General features: G+C 73.2%; 13 protein-coding genes and 2 pseudogenes. 8 read left to right on the plus strand and 7 right to left on the minus strand.

Annotated features, from left to right (window positions below; translation table 11 throughout):
* The 3 genes from RBH18_RS15515 to RBH18_RS15525 are packed head-to-tail and all read left to right on the plus strand — an operon-like array spanning nucleotide 1 to nucleotide 3,436.
* Nucleotides 1-1,074, plus strand: coding sequence for an ABC transporter permease (locus tag RBH18_RS15515; protein WP_306208242.1), 1,074 nt, complete (start codon nucleotides 1-3; stop codon nucleotides 1,072-1,074).
* Nucleotides 1,071-2,078 carry an ABC transporter ATP-binding protein gene (locus RBH18_RS15520; protein ID WP_306208243.1) on the plus strand — a complete coding sequence of 336 codons (1,008 nt, stop codon included), beginning with the start codon at nucleotides 1,071-1,073 and terminating at the stop codon, nucleotides 2,076-2,078. The genes RBH18_RS15515 and RBH18_RS15520 overlap by 4 nt, the downstream gene beginning before the upstream one ends.
* Nucleotides 2,075-3,436: a GH1 family beta-glucosidase gene (locus tag RBH18_RS15525; protein WP_306208245.1), complete on the plus strand. Its 1,362-nt coding sequence runs from the start codon at nucleotides 2,075-2,077 to the stop codon at nucleotides 3,434-3,436. Before RBH18_RS15520 ends, RBH18_RS15525 begins: the two co-directional genes overlap by 4 nt.
* Here RBH18_RS15525 and RBH18_RS15530 read toward each other — a convergent pair.
* A complete protein-coding gene (locus RBH18_RS15530; protein WP_306208246.1) occupies nucleotides 3,387-4,259 on the minus strand; it encodes a LysR family transcriptional regulator in 873 nt (290 codons plus the stop codon). The two genes, RBH18_RS15525 and RBH18_RS15530, sit on opposite strands and share 50 nt — an antisense overlap.
* A gap of 89 nt (nucleotides 4,260-4,348) precedes the next feature.
* On the opposite strand from RBH18_RS15530, the gene RBH18_RS15535 reads away from it, so the two are divergent.
* Nucleotides 4,349-5,326 carry an NADP-dependent oxidoreductase gene (locus RBH18_RS15535; RefSeq protein WP_306208248.1) on the plus strand — a complete coding sequence of 326 codons (978 nt, stop codon included), beginning with the start codon at nucleotides 4,349-4,351 and terminating at the stop codon, nucleotides 5,324-5,326.
* Between the two features lie 120 nt (nucleotides 5,327-5,446).
* On the opposite strand, the gene RBH18_RS15540 is transcribed toward RBH18_RS15535, so the two are convergent.
* Nucleotides 5,447-6,703, minus strand: coding sequence for an ROK family protein (locus RBH18_RS15540; RefSeq protein ID WP_306208250.1), 1,257 nt, complete (start codon nucleotides 6,701-6,703; stop codon nucleotides 5,447-5,449).
* 102 nt (nucleotides 6,704-6,805) lie between these two features.
* Between RBH18_RS15540 and RBH18_RS15545 the strand changes: the two genes are divergently transcribed.
* From RBH18_RS15545 to RBH18_RS15560, 4 genes are read left to right on the plus strand one after another with little or no spacing between them, the layout of a single operon-like run.
* A complete protein-coding gene (locus RBH18_RS15545) occupies nucleotides 6,806-7,627 on the plus strand; it encodes a class I SAM-dependent methyltransferase (RefSeq protein WP_306208252.1) in 822 nt (273 codons plus the stop codon).
* Between the two features lie 58 nt (nucleotides 7,628-7,685).
* A complete protein-coding gene (locus RBH18_RS15550; protein ID WP_212987039.1) occupies nucleotides 7,686-7,895 on the plus strand; it encodes a hypothetical protein in 210 nt (69 codons plus the stop codon).
* Entirely contained in the window at nucleotides 7,870-8,100 is a 231-nt protein-coding gene (locus tag RBH18_RS15555) for a hypothetical protein (RefSeq protein WP_306208257.1), read from the plus strand. The genes RBH18_RS15550 and RBH18_RS15555 overlap by 26 nt, the downstream gene beginning before the upstream one ends.
* Before the next feature lie 30 nt (nucleotides 8,101-8,130).
* Complete coding sequence (locus RBH18_RS15560; protein ID WP_306208259.1) at nucleotides 8,131-8,424, plus strand: DUF4287 domain-containing protein; 294 nt, start codon at nucleotides 8,131-8,133, stop codon at nucleotides 8,422-8,424.
* Between the two features lie 88 nt (nucleotides 8,425-8,512).
* On the opposite strand, the gene RBH18_RS15565 is transcribed toward RBH18_RS15560, so the two are convergent.
* From RBH18_RS15565 to RBH18_RS15585, 5 genes and pseudogenes are all read right to left on the minus strand, one after another.
* On the minus strand, nucleotides 8,513-11,239 hold the full coding sequence (locus tag RBH18_RS15565) for a DNA topoisomerase (ATP-hydrolyzing) (protein ID WP_306208321.1): 2,727 nt from the start codon (nucleotides 11,237-11,239) through the stop codon (nucleotides 8,513-8,515).
* Nucleotides 11,240-11,263: 24 nt separating this feature from the next.
* Nucleotides 11,264-11,764: pseudogene (locus RBH18_RS15570) on the minus strand (LAGLIDADG family homing endonuclease); the annotation flags it as partial.
* A 312-nt stretch (nucleotides 11,765-12,076) separates the two neighbouring features.
* Nucleotides 12,077-12,337: pseudogene (locus RBH18_RS15575) on the minus strand (DNA gyrase subunit A); the annotation flags it as partial.
* A 13-nt stretch (nucleotides 12,338-12,350) separates the two neighbouring features.
* Nucleotides 12,351-14,408, minus strand: coding sequence for a DNA gyrase/topoisomerase IV subunit B (locus RBH18_RS15580; protein ID WP_306208261.1), 2,058 nt, complete (start codon nucleotides 14,406-14,408; stop codon nucleotides 12,351-12,353).
* A gap of 123 nt (nucleotides 14,409-14,531) precedes the next feature.
* Nucleotides 14,532-19,781 (minus strand): diguanylate cyclase, encoded by a 5,250-nt coding sequence (locus RBH18_RS15585; RefSeq protein ID WP_306208263.1) that lies wholly within the window; start codon nucleotides 19,779-19,781, stop codon nucleotides 14,532-14,534.
* Between the last annotated feature and the right edge of the window lie 32 nt (nucleotides 19,782-19,813).

Genomic DNA, 19,813 nt, shown 5'->3' on the forward strand with positions numbered 1-19,813 from the left:
ATGACCATCCCCACCTCGACCACCGAGCAGGTGATCCCGGGCCAGGGTGCCATGGCGCAGCCCGCGGTGAAGGCGAAGCGGCAGCGGTTCCGGTTCATCGCCAACAAGAAGGCGTTCACCGGCGTCGTGGTGCTCGGCCTCTACATCCTGTTCGCGATCATCGGGCCGTGGGTCACGCCGTACGACCCCGACGCCCGCAGCGCCGACCTGGTGCAGCCCCCGTCGTCCGCGCACTGGCTCGGCACCACGCACCTCGGGCAGGACGTGCTGAGCCAGATCCTCGACGGCACCCGCACGGTCATGGTCGTCGGCCTCGCCGCCGGCGCCATGGCGACGATCCTGTCCGTGCTCATCGGCGTCACCGCCGGCTACCTGGGCGGCGGCTGGGACGACAGCCTCTCCGCCCTGTCGAACGTCTTCCTGGTCATCCCGGCCCTGCCGCTCATCATCATCGTGACGGCGGCCGTGCCCAGCGGCGGCGCGGTGCTGGTCGCGCTGATCATCGGCTTCACGTCGTGGGCCTGGAACGCGCGGGTGCTGCGCGCGCAGACGCTGTCGCTGCGCCGGCGCGACTACATCGAGGCGTCGCGCGCCAACGGCGAGAAGACCTGGCGGATCATCATCTTCGAGATCCTGCCCAACCTCACCGCGATCATCGCGTCGGGCTTCGTCGGCACGGTCATCTTCGCCGTCACGTCCGAGATCACGCTGGCCTTCATCGGCATCGGCGCGGACTCCGGCTGGAACTGGGGCACGATCCTCTTCTGGGCGCAGAGCCAGCAGGCGCTCGGCCAGGGCGCGTGGTGGTGGTTCGTGCCGGCCGGCCTCGCGATCGCGTTCCTCGGCACGGCCCTGTCGCTGATCAACTTCGGCATCGACGAGTTCGTCAGCCCGCGCCTGCGGAGCGCGGGCAAGACCAAGGTCAAGACCGCTTCCGGCCGTACGGTCCGGATGCGCGTCGGTTTCACGCCGGTCCTGAGCAACTCGTCCGCGCCGCACACCCACGCCAGGCCGATCCCCACCATCACCTCGGCGGCGGCGACTCCCGTGCTGAAGAAGGAGGCTTCGCAGTGAGCGGCGAGCCGATCCTCGAGATCAAGAACCTGAACGTGGACTACGGCCTCGGCGACCAGGCCGTGCACGCCGTCCGCGACGTCAACCTGACGCTGCACCGGGGCGAGGTGCTCGGCCTGGCCGGCGAGTCGGGCTCCGGCAAGAGCACCCTCGCGTACGGGCTCACCCGCCTGCTCGCCCCGCCGGGGGTCATCAGCGGCGGCGAGGTCATCTATCACTCGCCGGACCACGGCACGTACGACGTGCTGGCCCTGAACGACAAGGGGCTGCGCGAGTTCCGGTGGGCCGAGACGGCGATCGTGTTCCAGGGCGCGATGAACTCGCTCAACCCCGTGCACAAGATCTCGACGCAACTCACCGACGTGCTCGAGGCGCACGAGCCGAAGATGTCGGCGGCCGACCGCACCGCGCGGGCCCGCGAGATGCTCAAGCTCGTCGGGATCGCGCCGGACCGGATGGACGCGTACCCCCATCAGCTCTCCGGCGGCATGCGGCAGCGCGTGATGATCGGCATGGCGCTCATCCTGCAGCCGCAGGTGGTCATCATGGACGAGCCGACCACCGCGCTCGACGTGGTCATGCAGCGGCAGATCCTGGGCCAGCTCATCGAGCTGCGCGAGCGGCTGGGCTTCTCGGTCATCTTCATCACGCACGACCTGTCGCTGCTGGTCGAGTTCTCCGACCGGATCGCGATCATGTACGGCGGCCGGATCGTGGAGGAGGCGCCCGCCGGGGCCCTCTACAAGGACGCGCTGCACCCGTACAGTGCGGGGCTGCTCGGGTCCTTCCCCGCCCTGCGCGGGCCGCGCCGCGAGCTGACCGGCATCCCGGGCTCGCCGCCCGACCTCAAGGGCATGCCGACCGGGTGCTCGTTCCACCCGCGGTGCCCCAAGGTCTTCGACCCGTGCGCGGACAACATCCCCGTGCTGGGCCCGCCGGCGACGCCCGACGGTTCCACGCGCACGGTCGCCTGCTGGCTGCATCCGGTGGCGGTCACCGCATGAGCCACGGGTTTCCGGCCTCGTTCCAGTGGGGCGTGGCGACGTCGGCGTACCAGATCGAGGGCGCGGTGGCCGAGGACGGCCGCACACCGTCCATCTGGGACACATTCTGCCGGGTGCCGGGCGCGATCGACGGCGGCGACAACGGTGACGTGGCGTGCGACCACTACCACCGGATGCCCGCCGACGTCGCGCTGATCAAGAGCCTGGGCGTGGACACGTACCGGTTCTCGGTCTCCTGGCCGCGGGTGCAGCCCGGCGGCCGGGGGCCGGTCAACCCCGCGGGCCTGGCCTTCTACGACCGGCTGACGGACGAGCTGCTGGGCGCGGGCCTGAACCCGTGGGTGACGCTCTACCACTGGGACCTGCCGCAGGAGCTGGAGGACGCGGGCGGCTGGCCGGCGCGGGACACGGCGTACCGGTTCGCCGACTACGCGATGCTCGTCTTCGACAAGCTGAGCGACCGGGTCGACGCGTGGACGACGCTGAACGAGCCCTGGTGCTCGGCGTGGCTGGGCTACTTCGAGGGCGTGCACGCTCCCGGGCGGCGCTCGTTCGACGACGCGATCGCCGCCGTGCACCACCTGCTGCTCGGGCACGGGCTGGCGACGCAGCGGATGCGGGCGGCGGCAACGCGCGACCACACGTTCGGGATCACGCTGAACATGGGCCAGGCCGACCCGGCCACCGACTCGCCGCTGGACGTGGCGGCGGCGCGGCGGGCGGACGGCATGGGGACGCGCATTTATCTGGATCCGCTGCACAAGGGGGCGTACCCGGCGGACGTGGTCGCGGATCTCGCCGCGCGCGGCACGTCGTTGCCGATCCGGGACGGGGATCTGGACATCATCTCGACGCCGCTCGACGTGCTCGGGGTCAACTTCTACTTCGGGCAGGACTTCAGCGGGACGTCTCCCGCCGGCAGCGAGACCGACGAAGCCGGTCGTCCCGTGGTGCGCGAGGTGCCCATCCCCGACCGGCCGAGGACCGCGATGGGCTGGCCGGTCACGCCGGAGCGCTTCACCAAGCTGCTGGTCCGGCTGCACCGGGACTACCCGGGCCTGCCGCTGATCGTGACCGAGAACGGTGCGGCGTTCGACGATCCGCCGCCCGCCGACGGGACGGTGGCCGACCTCGACCGCCTCGACTATCTGCGCACGCACATCGCCGCCGTGGCGGACGCGCGGGCGCAGGGGGCCGACGTGCGGGGCTACTTCGCGTGGTCCCTCATGGACAACTTCGAGTGGGCGTACGGGTACGCGAAGCGCTTCGGCATCGTGCACGTCGACTACGAGACGCAGCAGCGCACCCTCAAGCAGTCGGCGCAGTGGTACCGGGATCTGATCTCCCGCTCGCGCTGAGCCTCGTCCGGGCGATCCCGAGGAACTCCCTGATGAGGGGGTTGGGGTCGCCCGGCCGGCTCGCCAGCACCACCCGGCTCGCCGGCGCGTCCACGATCGGCACGGCCACCAGGTCCGGGCGGAGCGTGCTGCGCCTGTCCCCCACCGGCACCACGGCTATCGCCCGGCCGGTCGCGACGAGCTCCAGCTTGTCCGCATAGCCCTCGACCGGGTGCGGATCGGGACCCAGCAACTGGTACGCACCCCAGCCGTCCGCGGTCAGGGTGCACGGGTACGGCTGCTCGTCCGCGAAGTCCTCCGCACGCACCGTGCCCCGGTCCGCCAGCGGGTGGCCGGCCGGGACGACGAGCATGCGTGGCTCCTCGTACAGCACGTGTTCGTCGGCTTCGATCGGCACCGGCGCACGGGCGACCAGGACGTCGGCATCCTTCAGCCCGCCGCAGTCCATGTGCCGGGTGGTGATGCCGGCCTCGGGGTGCCGGCGGCGCAGCTCCTGGACCGCGGGCGTGACGATCAGATCCTCGACGTAGCCGACGGTGAGCCGGCCCGCCGGGGTGTGCGCCCGGGCGGTGCGGACCGCGCGGCGGGCGGCCCGCAGCAGCGCGTGCGCCTCCGGGAGGAACGCCTTGCCGGCCTCGGTGAGCTGGTTGCCCCACGGGGTGCGGTCGAGCAGGCGCACGCCGAGCCGCTCCTCCAGCCGCTGGATCTGCCGGCTCAGCGACGGCTGGGCCAGGTGCAGCTCGGCGGCGGCGCGCCCGAAGCTGAGCTGCTCCGCGACGACCGTGAAGTAGCGGACCAGCCGCAGGTCGAGATCATCGTCCACCGGTCGAACGTACCCCCATGCGATGTCCGCATCGGCCCATGCGAACCAGGTCTTGGACAGGTCCCACGCCCCGGCGCTTGACTCGGATCATGAAAGCGATCCAGGTGCACGAACAGGGCGGTCCCGAGGTTCTGCGGTACGACGAGGTGCCGGTGCCCGTGCCGGGGCCGGGCGAGGTGCTGATCCGGGTGCACGCCGCGGGCATCAACCCGCCGGACTGGTACATGCGCGCCGGGCTGTCGGAGATCCCGGGCGACGCGACGGCGCGGCTCCGGTTGCCCGCGATCCCGGGTACGGACGTCTCGGGCGTGGTGGCAACCGCCGCCGGGCCGTTCGCCGCCGGGGACCCGGTGTTCGGGATGGTGCGCTTCCCGAGCCTTCGCGGCGGGGGTTACGCGGAGTACATCACCGCGCCCGTCACGGACCTCGCCCGCAAACCGGCCGGCATCTCGCACGTCCAGGCCGCGGGGGCGCCGATGGCGGCCCTGACCGCATGGCAGTACCTCATCGCGCTCGGACACGACGCACCCAACCCGTTCCAGTCCTTCCCGCACCGCCCGGTGCCGCTCGGCCCCGGCATGACAGTGCTGGTCAACGGCGCCGCGGGCGGGGTCGGTCACATCGCCGTGCAGCTCGCCAGGTGGCGGGGCGCCCGGGTCGTCGCCGTGGCCTCGGGCGGGCACGAGGCGTTCCTGCGCTCGCTGGGCGCCGACGAGTTCGTCGACTACACCCGGGGCGAGATCGCCGTCCGCGACGTGGACGTGGTGCTCGACACCGTCGGCGGTCCCGGGGCCGGGCGGCTCCTGCGCACGGTGAAGCGCGGCGGCGCGGTGTTTCCGGTGTTCCCCGGCGAGTACGACGCCGCGGAGGTGGCCTCGCGCGGTGTCACGGTGTCGGGCACGCAGGTGCGGTCGAGCGGGGCGCAGCTCGCGGAGGTGGGCAGGCTGCTGGAGGCGGGCACGGTAGCTGTCGGTATCGACAGCACGTTTCCGCTGGCGGAGGCTGCCCGGGCCCACGGGCGGGCCGCGCGGGGACACCTCCGCGGCAAGATCGTGCTGACGGTGTGAACACCGCGGGCAGGTCAGGTCCTCGACCCGTCGCGCCCGGCGGCGGGCGGGCAGATCCTCGACCCGTCGCGCCCGGCGGCGGGCGGGCAGATCCTCGACCCGTCCCGCGCGGCGGGCGGGTCAGGTCCTCGACTTGGAGAGGGCGCGGCGGTGGGCGGCGCGGGAGAGGGGGGCCGGGCCGGCGGTCGCGGGGAGGCCGCCGTCGGTGAGGAGGCGGGCGATCGGCAGGGTGGCCGCGCCCATGGCGACGGCTTCGGGGCCGAGCTGGCAGAGGTCGATGCGGGTGCCGGCGTACGGGTGGCGGAGCGCGTTGCCCGCGGCGGCGTCGCGGATCTCGGGGAGAAAGCGCTCTCCCAGCGCCGACCCCGCGGAGCCGCCGAGCACGATGCGCTCCGGCGAGAAGAGGTTGACCAGGTTCGCGATGCCGGCGCCCAGGTAGCCGACCGTCCGGCGGATCACCTCGGCGACCTCCGGGGCGAGCGTGCCGTCCGCCGCCAGCGCCCGGCTCAGCAGCTCCGGGGCGGGCTCCTCGCCGGTCGCCTCGGCCAGGCGCGCGATCACGGTGCGCGACCCGATGTACGCCTCGAGGCAGCCGCGGGCACCGCACCGGCACGGCTCCCCGTCGTACACGATGGTGGTGTGGCCCCACTCGCCCGCGTTGCTGTTGGCGCCGCGGTAGCTGCGGCCGTCCATGACCACGGCGGCGCCGACGCCCGTACCGATCATGATGATGACGGCGTCCCGGGCCCCGCGCCCGGCGCCGAACCACATCTCGGCCTGGCCCGCGGCCTTGGCGCCGTTCTCGACGAAGATCTCCACGGTGGTCCCGGCGCTCAGCAGCTCGCCGAGCGGCACGGCGTCCCAGCCGGTGGTCTGCGAGTGCACGACCGCGCCGGCCGGCCCCTGGTCGACGACCCCGGGCACCCCGACGCCGAACCCGAGCACCTCGGACATCTCGACCCCGGCCTCGGCGACGACCGCGGCCAGACCCTCGAGGAGCCGGTCCGCCACCGTCCGCGGATCCGGGTCTCCGGCCGGCAACTGGTAGCGCGCGAAGCCGAGCCGGGACATCGCCAGGTCGTACAGCTCCACGGTCACGCGGGTCTCGCCGACGTCCGCCCCGGCGACGTAGCCGTAGCCGGGGGCCACCCGCAGCAGCGCGCGCGGCCGGCCGCCGTCCGAGCCGACCAGGCCGGCCTCCTCGACCAGGCCCTCGTCGATCATCTCGCCGATGAGGTTGCTGACGCTCGCCTGGCTGAGCGCGGTGGACTCGCCCAGCTGCTGACGGCTCTGCCGCCCGCCGTGGAAGAGGTCCGTGAGCAGGCTGGCCCGGTTGGCGCGGCGCACGTCCCGCACCGTCGTACGCCTGGTCTCCAAGCCGCACCCGCCTTCCGATCCACCGCCGTCGACCTGCCCATTCAACGCTATCCGCGGAAAACCACGTGGGACGGGGGCGGAACCCGGGTTACGGTCCCGGACGTGACCGACTATCGCACGATCAACAGGGCCAACTGGGACGAGCGCGCCCCGGCCCACGCCGCCTCCGCGGGCTACAACCTCGCGGCCTTCGCCGACCCGGCGCACCTGAGCGACACCGTGACCTTCGACCGGCCCCGGCTCGGCGACCTGACCGGCCTGCGCGGCGTCCACCTGCAATGCCACATCGGTACGGACACCCTGTCCCTGTCCCGCCTCGGCGCCGCCATGACCGGCCTCGACTTCTCGCCGGCCTCGCTCGCGGAGGCGCGCCGCCTCGCCGAGTCGGCCGGCGCGTCGATCCCGTTCGTGGAGGCGGATGTCTACGACGCCGTCGAGGCGCTGGGCGCGGGCGGGTTCGACCTCGTCTACACGGGGATCGGCGCGCTGGGCTGGCTGCCGGACGTGCGGCGCTGGGCCCGTACGGTGGCGGGGCTGCTGCGGCCGGGCGGCCGGCTCTTCATCCGGGAGGGCCACCCGGTGCTCTGGTCCCTGCAGGACGGGCGGACCGACGGGCTGGTGTGCCTGGAGTACCCGTACTTCGAGCAGGCCGAGCCGCAGGTCTGGGACGAGCCCGGCACGTACGTCGACACCGACGCGACCTTCCAGCACACCGTCACGCACGAGTGGAACCACGGGCTGGGCGAGATCGTGACGGCCGTGCTCGACGCGGGGCTGACCGTGACGGGGCTGACCGAGCACGACTCCGTCCCGTGGGAAGCGCTTCCCGGCCAGATGACCCTGCTGCCCGGCGGCGAGTGGCAGCTGACCGACCGGCCCGAGCGGCTGCCGCACACGTACACGTTGCAGGCGCGGCTCGTTTAGAGATCGAACGGTACGGGGTATCTGGCGGCCAGTTCCCCACCTGGTTAGGAGCCCCCCGATGCGCGCAGGATCCATAGGCGGAGTCATCGTCATCATCTGGCTCGTGCTCGGCGCCGTGGCCGCGTTCGAGCGCGGCTACTTCAAGGACACGGGCGACGCCAGCTGCGCCGAGGCCGGCACGGTCATCGTCACCGTGGTCGCCGGCCCGCTCAACTGGCTGGGCGTCAACCCGAAGATCACCTGTGACATCCCCGAGCCGTCCAAGTAGACCTCCCACGAAACGAGCGCGCCCGGCCCCCCGGGCCGGGCGCGTCTCCTTTCCGCCCTCGGCGCCGGCGTCCCGCGCCGCGGAGGAAGCCGCCGCCGAGGTGCTCGGCCCGTGGGCGGACCGGCTGCCGCCCGATCAGCTGCCCGTGCTGCGGGACGCGCTCGCCCGGCTCGCCACGCCGGGCCGTCTGCGTCCGACCTGGTGATGATGACGCCGGTGGGCGAGGATGAGGCCCATGTCGTTCCAGGCTTACCTCGACGCGATCGAGGACAAGACCGGCAAGACCCCGCGCGAGCTGCTCGCGCTCGCCCACGAGAAGGGCCTCGAGCCCCCGCAGGCCAAGGCCGGCGACGTCGCGGCCTGGCTCAAGAACGACTATGACGTCGGCCGCGGCCACGCCATGGCCCTCTGGCACGTCCTGAAGAACGGCCCCACCATCAGCGACAAGCACGTCGGCACCGACGGCACCCACCGCGACGATTCCACGGAGCTCTGGCTCGACGGCAAGGCCACCCGCCCGGCGGGCTGACCCGCACGCCCGAAAGCGGAGAACCGGCAGAGCGACGCAAACCGCCCGGGTGGGAGACCCACCCGGGCGGCGGACGATGCGCGGGGGCTCAGCCGCGCTCGATGAGGTGGCCGACGATCTGCGGGCTCATCGCGACCGGGGTGCCCGAGCCGTCCCGGCGCCCGTCCGGCTCCGGCAGCTCGATCGGGTCGCCGTTGGTGCCCGCGCCGACCGGGCGGGGGCCGACCCAGGCGACCGTGAGCCGGTCCTCGCCCTTGAGGAAGCGCTGCACCCGGACGCCGCCCGTGGCGCGGCCCTTGGCGGGGTAGGACGCGAACGGGGTCAGCTTGACCTGCGTGGTCGTGCCGGTGACGACCATGGGCTCGCCGTGCTGGTCGTCGCGGGTGTCGACCACGTTGAAGGACAGGACCTCGGCGTCGGGGGCGACGTTGATGCCCGCCATGCCACCGCCCTTGAGGCCCTGCGGGCGGACCAGCTTGGCCGGGAAGCGCAGCAGCGACGCGTCGGACGTGACGAAGACGAACGCCTCGCCGCCGTCGCCGAGCCAGGTGGCCTGGAGGACCTCGTCGCCGTCCTTGAGGGTGATGACCTCGAACTCGTCGGAGCGCACCGGCCACTCGGGGGCGCACACCTTGACGATGCCGCGGCGGGTGCCCAGGGCGAGGCCGGGCGAGCTGCCCGGGGTGAGCGGGGCGAGGCCGACGACCTTCTCGCCCTTCTCCAGGGGGATCAGCTCGGAGGCCGACATGCCGCCGCGCAGCGAGACCGTGCCGGTCTGCTCGGGGAGGACCGGCAGGGGCAGGACGTCCGTCTTGAAGGCGCGGCCCCGGCTGGTGACGAGCAGGATCCGGCCGCGCGCGGTCGCGTGGACCACGGCGCGGACGGCGTCGTGCTTGCCCCGGCCGCTGCGCTGCTTGCCCTCGGCGGCCTCCTCGCTCTCCGCGGCCGTCCGCGCGATGAGCCCCGTCGCGGACAGGATGATCTGGCACGGGTCGTCGGCCACCTCGAGCGGCCCGGCCGGCGCGGACGCGGCGAGCACCTCCTTGAGATCGCCGTCGATGAGCGTGGTGCGGCGCGGCGCCCCGAACTCCTTGACGACCTCGGCGAGCTCGTCGGAGACCACCTGCTTGAGCACGTCCTCGTTGTCGAGGATGCGCGACAGCTCGGCGATCTCGGCGTTGAGCCGCTCCTGCTCGGTCTCCAGCTCGATCCGGTCGAAGCGGGTGAGCCGACGCAGCGGGGTGTCCAGGATGTACGTCGCCTGGATGTCGGTGAGCCCGAACTCGCTCATCAGCGCCGCCTTGGCCGCCGCCGCGTCGTCGCTGCCCCGGATGATCGCGACCACCCGGTCGATGTCGATCAGCGCGATGAGCAGGCCGTCGACCAGGTGCAGCCGGTCCTGGCGCTTGGTACGCCGGAACGTCGTGCGCCGGGTCACCACGTCGTAGCGGTGGGCCAGGAAGACCTCGAGAAGCTCCTTGAGCCCGAGCGTGCGCGGCTGCCCGTCGACCAGCACCAGGTTGTTGATGCCGAAGGACGTCTCCAGCGGGGTCAGCCGGTAGAGGTCGGCGAGCAGGGCCTGCGGGTTGACGCCGACCTTGCACTCGATGACCAGCCGGGTGCCGTGCTCGCGGTCGGTCAGGTCCTTCACGTCGGCGATGCCCTGCAGCCGGGCGGCCTGCCGCTGGCCCTTCTTCGGCCCGGAGACGTAGAGCTTGCCCTTCACCTCCTCGGTGATGGCCTCGATGATCTTCTCGCTGCCGATGCCGTAGGGCAGCTCGACCACCGTGATGGCCTGCCGCCCGCGGCCGCCCTCGAGCGGGCCGGTCGTCGCCTTCGCGCGCATGCGGACCACGCCGCGCCCGGTCTCGTACGCCCGGCGCACCTCGTCGAGCCCGAGCAGCTGACCGCCCGTGGGCAGGTCGGGCCCGGGCACGAAGCTCATGAGCTTGTCCAGCGTGGCGCCGGGGTGCTTGATCAGCCAGCGCGCGGCCGCCACGACCTCGCCCAGGTTGTGCGGGATCATGTTGGTCGCCATGCCGACCGCGATGCCTGACGTGCCGTTGACCAGCAGGTTGGGGAAGGCCGCGGGGAGCACCTTGGGCTCCACGGCGTCGCCGTCGTAGGTCGGCTTGAAGTCGACGGTCCCCTCGCCGAGCTCCCCGACGAGCAGCATCGCCTCGCGCGACATCCGCGCCTCGGTGTACCGCTCGGCGGCCGGCCCGTCGTCCGGCGACCCGAAGTTGCCGTGCCCGTCGATCAGCGGCACATTGAGCGAGAAGTCCTGCGCCAACCGGACCATGGCGTCGTAGATCGCGGTGTTGCCGTGCGGGTGGTACTTACCCATGCAGTTGTGGACGACGTGGCCCTCGGCGACGAAGGCATGGTCGTCGCTGCCGACCTGGATGTCGTACGTCGTGCCGGCCTCGACCGGCTCGACCGCGACGACCTCCGCGAAGGAATAGCCGCACAGCTCCTCGAGGCGCCCGGCCAGCGGTGAGCCGATCCTGTGCAGCTTGTCGAGCCAGCCGTCCCGGCGCGCACGGTCGAGCGGGAACATGCGCTCGGCGAGCGGCTTGCCGTTGCGGTCCCGGCCGTACCGCACGACCGCCCCCTCAGCGGCCAGCCCCGCCCGGAACGCCTTGCCCTCGATGTCGCGGAACCAGCCGCCACCCTGATGCGCGGCCGAGAACTCCTCGAAAATCCGCTTGGCGGGAAGGCGGTCGCTGCTCTGCTTGCCCGGGTAGTGGTAGCCGGTCTCCGCCAGAATGCGCAGGCCGTCCTGTTTGTAGCCGATCTGGACCAGGGGAAGCATCAACAATGCCAGCGCCTGGGCATCGCGCCCGGACACTGAGAGCCCGTGGAGGGTCTTGTGGCCCGTGTCGCTTTCCCGCGCCCAGTGGTGACCGGCGATGCCGAAGTCCGCGAGCATCGCGTACACCTGCCGCAGCAGGCCGGCGCTCGTGCTGACGAACACGATCTCGCGGTTGCGCTTGCGGACATAACCGTCGCCGTCGAAGTAGCCGGCGAGGAAGGCGACCCACGAGCGCCGGTCGCCCAGCACGTCGCCCGGCACCAGCTTGGCGTCGCTCCGCGGGGTCCCGGCCTCCAGCAGGCCGGCATGGCGGCTGAACGTGAGAATGTGCTGATCACGATGCGCCGGATTCTTGGCCACTCGCTTGCCGCGCGACACATTGACGCCCGCCTCGATCGCCCAGCCATGCGCGACATCGAGCGGTTCCACGTCGCACATGTGCAGCCGGACCCGGCCGTCGGCTGCGCGGCTGCGGTCCACGGCGAAGCCCTCCGCGACGATGAGGCCGCGGACATAGGCGTACATGTCCCGGGTGCCGACCCCGGCCTCGATCCGGCCGTCGCCGTATCCGACGGTCAGCCGACCGCCCAGGTCGCGGGCGGCGACCCACTCGGTCTCGTAGGCGGATGTCACGACGCGGAACCGCTGCCCCGGGGTGACGATCTGGGAGTGGCCGTTCGACCAGGTGATCCGCACCAGCTCGGAGGCGGGGTTCTCGTAGACCGCGGTGACCGGCACCGGCCGGCCCGCCGGATCCAGCACGAGGTCGCCGACGTCGAAGGATTCGATCGGCCGCAGCCCGTCCGGCGTCGAGACCAACGTGCCCCGGACGAAGCAGTCACCGACGACGCGAGCGGACTTGACGTAGGGCCGGTCGGGTCGATGACCCTGCTCGGACATCGACCACAGGATGCGGCGGTGCACGGGCTTGAGGCCGTCGCGGGCGTCGGGCAGCGCGCGGCTGTGGATGACCGAGTAGGCGTACTCCAGGTAGGAGTCCTCCACCTCGGTGGTGATGGGGTTGTCGATGACCCGGGCGCCGGCCTGGTCGAAGGCCGACAGGTCCACCCGGGACTGCTCTTGCTTGCGGCGTGCCATGGTCAACCGTTCCTCAGGCGTCGATCGTGTCTTCGTCGATGCGGCCACCGGCCTCGATGAGCCAGTTCTTGCGGGGCTCGACCCGCTCCCCCATCAGCAGCTCCAGCGTGGCCTCGGCCCGCTCGGCGTCGTCGAGGGTGATGCGGCGGACGGTGCGGGAGGCCGGGTTCATGGTGGTGTCCCACAGCTCGTCGGCGTCCATCTCGCCGAGGCCCTTGAACCGGGGCACCGGCTTGCTGACCGTCTTGCCCGCCTTCTCGAAGCGGCCGACGGTCGCCTCCATCTCCTGCTGGGTGTAGGTGTAGATCACCTCGGGGCTGCGGCCCTTGGTGCTCACCTTGTGCAGGGGCGGCATCGCCGCGAAGAGGCGGCCGGCCTCGATCACCGGCCGCATGTACTTGGCGAAGAGCGTGATCAGCAGCGTGCGGATGTGCGAGCCGTCCACGTCGGCGTCGGCCATGATCATGACGCGGCCGTAGCGCATGGTGGAGATGTCGAAGGTGCGCCCGGACCCGGCCCCGAGCACCTGGACGATCGCCGAGCACTCGGCGTTGTCGAGGACCTGCTGGAGGCTGGCCTTCTGCACGTTGAGGATCTTGCCGCGGATCGGCAGCAGCGCCTGGTATTCGGAGCTGCGGGCCATGCGGGCGGTGCCGAGCGCGCTGTCGCCCTCGACGATGTAGAGCTCGCTGCGGCCGATCCCGGTGGCCCGGCAGTCGACCAGCTTGGGCGGCATCGACGCGCCCTCGAGGGCGGTCTTGCGGCGGGCCGCGTCCTTCTGCTGCTTCTGCGTGAGGCGCACGCGCGCGGCGTCGACGACCTTCTGCAGGACCGTGCGCGCCTCGACCTTGGTCTTACGGTCGTCGATCCACTGCTTGAGGTGCTGCTCGACCAGGCCCTGCACGACCCGGGTGACCCCGGCGGTGGACAGCTCGTCCTTGGTCTGCGAGGTGAACTGCGGCTCGGGCACCCGGACGTGGATGACCGCGGTCAGCCCCTCCAGGTAGTCGTCGAGGACCGGCGCGTCCTCCTTGGGCTTGAGCAGGCCGCGCGTGTTGCGCACGGCGTCGCTGAGGGCGCGGACCATGGCCCGCTCGAAGCCCTTGCGGTGGGTGCCGCCGTGCATGTTGCGGATCGTGTTGGTGAAGCACTCGACCGTGCGCTCGTAGCCCGTGCCCCAGCGGAACGCGACCTCGATCTCGGCCTTGCGCTCGACGTTGGACTGCATCACGCCGTTGGCGTCGGCGGCGTTCTCCTTGTAGGAGCCCTCGCCGGTGACCATGAGGATGCCGGAGACCGGCTTGTCGGCGGCCGGGGTCAGGAACTCGACCATGTCGGCGAGCCCGTGCGGGTAGTGGAAGGTCTCCTCGACCGGCTCCTCGCCGGTGAAGTCGGCGATCACGTACTCCACGCCGGGGACCAGGAACGCCGTGTTGCGCAGCTTGGCCTTGACGACCTCGACGTCGAGCCTGGCGCCGGTCTCGAAGTAGCGGGCGTCGTACCAGTAGCGGATCGAGGTGCCGGTGCTCTCGCCGCGCTTCATCCGGCGGGCGACGCGCAGGCCGGGCTGCGGCGTGAACTTGGCGCCGGGGCCGGGGCCGGCGAAGACGCCGGGCACGCCGCGCTGGAAGGAGATCTCGTGGACCTTGCCCTGCTGCTTGACGGTCACGTCGAAGCGCAGGGAGAGCGCGTTGACGGCGGAGGCGCCGACGCCGTGCAGGCCGCCGGAGGTCTTGTAGCCCGAGCCGCCGAACTTGCCGCCCGCGTGCAGCCGGGTGAGCACCAGCTCGACGCCGGAGAGGCCGGACTTGGCGTTGATGCCGGTGGGGATGCCGCGGCCGTCGTCGTCGACCTGCACCGAGCCGTCGGGGTGCAGCACCACGGCGACGTGCTGGGCGTGGCCGCCCACGCCCTCGTCGGTCGCGTTGTCGATGATCTCGTTGGCGAGATGGTTGACGCCGCGGCTGTCGGTGGACCCGATGTACATGCCCGGACGCTTGCGGACCGCGTCGAGGCCCTCGAGGTGCGTGAGGTCATCGGCCCCGTAGAGGATCTCTTGTTGCGCAGTCACGAGGTACTACTCCCGAGCAGTCACAGCCGTCAACGACGCGGCGAGCCTACCGGGGAGGTACGACATGATCGGTGAGGCGGGACCGGAGGTGACGTACCCGCCACGCGACAAAGCGGTCAAAAGCTACGCATCGTGAGCCATGACACGGTTGCGGCCGGCCTGCTTGGCCTCGTAGAGCCCCGCGTCGGCCCGGGCGAGCAGCGCGTCGGGCGTGTCGTCGGCGCGCAGCACGGACAGGCCCACGCTGACCGTCACGGGGATGTCCCCGATCCGGGTGTCCACCTCGGTGCCCGCGATCGCGGCGCGCACCTTCTCGGCGATGGCCGGCCCGTCGTCCGCCACGCCGGGCAGCAGCACCGCGAACTCCTCGCCGCCGTAGCGGGCGACGATGCCGTCCGGCGGGACGCACGCCACCACCCGCCCGGCCACTTCCTTGATGACGTCGTCGCCGGCCTGGTGCCCGTACGTGTCATTGATCTTCTTGAAGTGGTCGATGTCGAGCATGAGCGCGGTGACCGGGCGCCGGCCGTCGAGCGCCGCCACCAGCTGACGCTCGGCCAGCTCGAAGAAGCGCCGGCGGTTGGCGACGCCGGTGAGGCTGTCGGTGGTGGCCAGCTCGTTGATCCGGGTGAACATCCGGGCGTTGTCGTAGGCGACCATGCCCTGGCTGACCAGCGCCGCCGCGACGCCCAGCTCGGCGGCGGTGTAGACGCCCTCCTTCTCGCTGGCGAGGATCAGCACGCCGACCATGCCCTCGCGGTCGTCCAGGGTGACGGTCAGCCAGCTGGTGCCGGCCCAGTCGCCCAGCGCGGACGCCCACGGCGGGGTGCCGGCGGTGAGGTCGGCCTGCCGGTTCTCGAAGAGCTTGCGCAGCTCGGGGTGCTCGGCCAGGACCAGCGACGCCGGGCCGGCGGAGCTGCCCAGCACGCTGATCTCGGCGGACTCGGCGGTGCCGAGCAGCAGCCAGCCGCGCTCGCCGCCGGGGGTCTGGCGGGCGGTGAGCAGCAGGCGCCGCAGCACCAGCTCCGGGTCCAGGGTGCCGGTGAGGCGGGCCATCGCGCGGCGCAGCGTCTCGGCGACGTCGCGCTGCCGGTTGGCGGCGGCCACGGCGACCTCGAGCTGCGCGGCCCGGGCGGTCTCCAGGCCGACGGCGATGTGGTGGGTGATCGCGGTGAGCACGTCGGCGTCGTCGACCGTGAAGACGCCCTTCGCGACCCGGCTGTCCAGGTAGACCACGCCCAGCAGGCGGTCGTCCAGCTCGAGCGGGGCGACCAGGATGCTGCGCAGGCCGTACTGCACGACGCTGGCGGCGCCCAGGGCCTCGCCCTCGTCGGTGCCGGTGACCACGAGCGGCTCGCGGCTCCGGCGCACCTTGTTGACGACGGTCTTGCTGTAGCCCTTGAGCTCGGTCAGGTCCTGTCCGGCGGCGTCGCGGCCGACGTACGGGGTGAGCCGGCCCTTGGCCGAGTCGACCAGGAACAGCAGGGCCCGCTCGGCGCCGAGCAGCCGGACGGTCTCGTCCAGCGCCACCCGGGTCAGCCGCTCGGGGTCGATGACCCGGGAGGCAGCGTTGCTGAGCTGCTCCAGGGCGGCCCAGCGCTGCCCCTCCCGGCCCCGGCCGGCGGCGACCGGCACGCGGTTGCGGCGCCCGGCGTCGATGCGGAACTCGGCCGCGGCCTTGCGGGCCCGGTGCGGCCAGCCCCGCTTCTCGGCGATGCCGGCGGCCAGGTAGGCCTGCCGCTCGGCCTCGCCACGGACGCCCGACGCGGCGAGCGCACGGGCCCGGACCAGGGTCGACTCGTACGCGGTGAGCGGCGCGTCGACCGTACGGAACAGCTCCTCGGACTCCGCGAGCAGCGTCAGCGCGGACGCCGCCCCGCCCGGGGTGAGCACCGCCAGGGCCGCGCGGGCGATCCGGTGGTGGGCCGCGATCAGCGGCCGCGGGGTGACCCGGCCGAGCAGCGCGACGGCGTCCCCGGCGGCCCGCATCGCCCGCTCCTGCTCGGCGGGGGCGGCGCGGCGGGCCTGCTCCAGCCGGCCGTACGCCAGGTAGACGTAGAAGCCGTGGTGGCTGGGCAGCACGTCGCGGACGCCCAGCCCCAGCCCCTCGAACTCGGCGACCGCGTCGTCGAAGGCGGCGCCCAGGTCGTCGCGCTCCAGGGCGCCCACCATCCGAGCCATGATCGTGTGGACGATCTCGTGCACCTCGCGGGCGGCCTCGCCGGCCCGGGTGAGCTCGGTGAGCGCCTCGCCGGCCCGGCCGCGCAGGGCGAGCAGCGCTGCCTCGACCGCGACCATGCAGGACCGGTCGTCGTGGCCGGTGATGTCCTGCCAGCGGCGCCGGCCCACGGTGGCGGCCTCGGCCTCGGCGACCTCGCCGCGCAGCAGGCCCTCCCAGCCGAGGATGGAATAGCTGTCGAGGACCAGGCCGGGGTCGAGGAAGCGGTCGCGCTCGTGCAGCACCCGCCGCAGGCGCTCGCCGGAGTCGCCGCCGGTGGCGTGCATCGCCACGGCGGTCATCCAGTCCATGCGGGCGGTCAGCGTCGGGTCGCCCAGCTCCGCGGCGAGCCGCCCGGCGTGGCCGGTGACCCGGCCGGCCAGGCGCTTCATCCCGAGGAAGCGCAGGGCGACGCCGAGCGCGGCCAGGTCGCGGGCGCGCTCCGGGGAGCGGCCCAGCCGGTTGACCGGATAGAGCGTACGCATCCCGTGCAGCAACGCCCGCCCCGGCCGCAGGATCCGGATCGCGCCGGAGGCCCCGAAGTGGTGCAGGGTCGCCTCGAGGCGCAGCCGCTCACGGGTGCCGCCCTTCGCGGTGCCGTGGCCGAGCCCGGTGAGCCGGCACAGCCCGGCGACGACGACCAGCCAGAACGTCGTGGCCACCCGGACCAGCTTGTGCGCGGGCAGGGTGCGGCCCAGCTCGGCCAGGCCGTTCTCGACCGCCTGGAGCTGCGCGGCGCCCGCGCCGGAGCTCTCGTGCACGCGGGCGAGCAGCAGCTGCAGCCCGGCGCGCCGGACCCGGTCGGGCGTCTCGGCGAGCGCCTCGGTCAGGGTCTCGGCGGCCTCGGCGAAGCGGGCGTTGTGGTGGTACGCCGTGCCCAGCAGCTGCTTGAACCGGCCGTTGAGGTGGATGCCCCCGGCGACGGCGGCCGCGCGGGCCGCCTCCAGCAGGGTCAGGGCGGTGTCGGCGGCGTGCTCGGCGAGGGCCCGGGCGCCCGCGTCGGTGCAGGCACGCAGCGTGCGCTGCGGGTCCGCGGCGGGACCGGCCAGGACACAGTGCCGGGCGAGGACGTACGCGTCGGAGTCCGGCCGGGCGTCGAGCGCGTCGGCGATGCGCCCGTGCAGCTCGGTCACCGTCGCGGCGGCCAGTCCCGCCTGGGCGGCCGTACGGATGCTCTCGTGCACGAACCGGTAGGCGCCGTCGCGTGCCTCGACGACCCCCTGGCGGATCGCCCCTTCGAGGCTGTCCAGGGTCGCGCGCCGCTCGGCCCCGGCCACCTCGGCGACGACCTCGGGGTCGAACGTGGTGCCCACGACCGCGGCGATGCGCAGCAGGTCCCGGGCGCGCTCGTCGATCCCGGCGAGGCGGCGCAGGATCAGCTGGGCGGAGTCGGCGGGGAGCTGCAGGGCGCGTACGCCGTCCTGGTCGACCTCCCACGCGCCCCACACGGGCCGCAGCAGGCCGGCGTCCATGACCGCGCGGGCGTACCCGACGGTGGCGAAGGGGTTGCCCCCGGTGAGCGTGGCGATGCGGACGCCCGCGGCGTCGGCGAGCCGGATCCCGCCGGACATGCGGGCGATGAGCTCGACGATGTCCGCCGGCCCGAAGGGCGCCAGCCCGATCTCGGTGGTCCGCACCGCGGTGAGCCGGCCGAGCACCGGCGACGGCTTGTCCTCGTCGCGGCGCGCGGTGGCGACGACCAGCATCGGGACGTCCGCCAGCCGGGTGGCGAGCTGCTCCAGGACGCGGACGGTGCCCTCGTCGTACCACTGGGCGTCGTCGAGGTGCAGCAGCACCGGGCCGGCCGTGCGGGCCAGGCCGGCGAGCAGGTCGGCGACCGCCGCGGCGTGCCGGCCGAAGCCGACCTCGCCGGTGAGCTCGGGCCCGGCGAGCAGCTCGTCGAGCGCCGGGGACAGGCTGGTGAGCAGGGCAGCGCTTTCGCCGGCCGCGGCGCGCACGATCCCGGTGGCGCGCTCCCGGCCGCCCGGGGCCGCGAGCAGATCCCGGACGTACGCGTCCACGGCCGCCCGCAGCGGTCCCATCGGCCGGCGGTCGCTGGACGACGCCCCGCCGCGCAGCACCACGCCACCGGTCGTGGCCACGTGGGCGGCCAGCTCGGCGGCCAGGCGCGTCTTGCCCGCGCCCGTGGGCCCGTGCAGCAGCACGAGGCCGCCGTGGCCCCCGCCGGCCCGGGTCCAGTGGTCACGCAGCGTTGCGAACTCGGCGTCCCGGCCGGTCAGCGGCGTCTCGGCGCGGACGGGCGGGCAGTCCCGCTCGGCCAGCGCGAAGACCGCACCCGGCTCGGCCGCGAGGCGGCGCAGGTCGGCGAGGAGCCCGGCGGCGCTGCGGTAACGGTCGTCCGGGTCCTTGGCGAGCAGCCGCACGAGGATCGCGGCGAAGGTCGCCCCGAGGCCCGGGGCCAGGGCCCGCGGATCCGGTACGGGCGCCGTGGCGTGCAGGTGCAGCAGCTCGCCGACGTCGTCCGCGGCGAAGGGCGGCGCGCCGGTCACGCACTCGAACAGCACGGCGCCGAGGGCGTACAGGTCGGAGCGGGCGTCGACCGGGCGGTTGAGCATGCCCGCCTGCTCAGGGGCGCAGTAGATCAGCGTGCCGGCGATCGCGTCGCCGGGGCCGAGGGCCTCGCCGCTGGGCATGGTGGCCAGGCCGAAGTCCACGAGCGTGCCGGTCCCGGCCTCGGTGACCAGGACGTTCTCGGGCTTGATGTCGCGGTGCACGAGCTCGTGCTCGTGGGCGGCGTGCAGCGCGGCGGCCAGGTCCATGCCCAGTCCGACGGCCTGCCGCTCGTCCAGCGGCCCGCGCAGCAGCCGGCGGGCCAGCGGCTCCCCGGGGACCAGATCCATGATCACGTACGGGCGGCCGGCGATCTCCCCGGCCTGGTGCACGCGGGGCAGGTGCGGGTCGGTGATCGCCGCGAGCAGGGCGGCCTGGCGGCGGAACTCGCGGCGCCGCTCGGGGGCGAGGTCGTCGGCGAGGAGCTGCTTCAGGGCGTACTCGGTGCCGCCGCGCCGGACCCGCAGGACCACCGCCTCGGCACCCCGGCCGATCTCGCCCAGCACTTCGAGCCCGGCGTCATATGCGCCGGGGTCGAACTGTGCCGCTGCCGGCTCGGCCGGAACGGAAGGCGAGGCACCCACGTTTGCCTCTATCGGCTCCCCGGCGGCGTGCT

The organism is Actinoplanes oryzae (genome assembly GCF_030757795.1).
Classification (GTDB): Bacteria; Actinomycetota; Actinomycetes; order Mycobacteriales; family Micromonosporaceae; genus Actinoplanes.

Bases quoted from the DNA above. Each gene is read 5' to 3' on its own strand.
- RBH18_RS15565 (WP_306208321.1), bottom strand. From the start codon at position 11,239: ATGCTTCCCCTGGTCCAGATCGGCTACAAACAGGACGGCCTGCGCATT.
- RBH18_RS15535 (WP_306208248.1), top strand. From the start codon at position 4,349: ATGAAAGCGATCCAGGTGCACGAACAGGGCGGTCCCGAGGTTCTGCGG.
- RBH18_RS15560 (WP_306208259.1), top strand. From the start codon at position 8,131: ATGTCGTTCCAGGCTTACCTCGACGCGATCGAGGACAAGACCGGCAAG.
- RBH18_RS15515 (WP_306208242.1), top strand. From the start codon at position 1: ATGACCATCCCCACCTCGACCACCGAGCAGGTGATCCCGGGCCAGGGT.
- RBH18_RS15525 (WP_306208245.1), top strand. From the start codon at position 2,075: ATGAGCCACGGGTTTCCGGCCTCGTTCCAGTGGGGCGTGGCGACGTCG.
- RBH18_RS15550 (WP_212987039.1), top strand. From the start codon at position 7,686: ATGCGCGCAGGATCCATAGGCGGAGTCATCGTCATCATCTGGCTCGTG.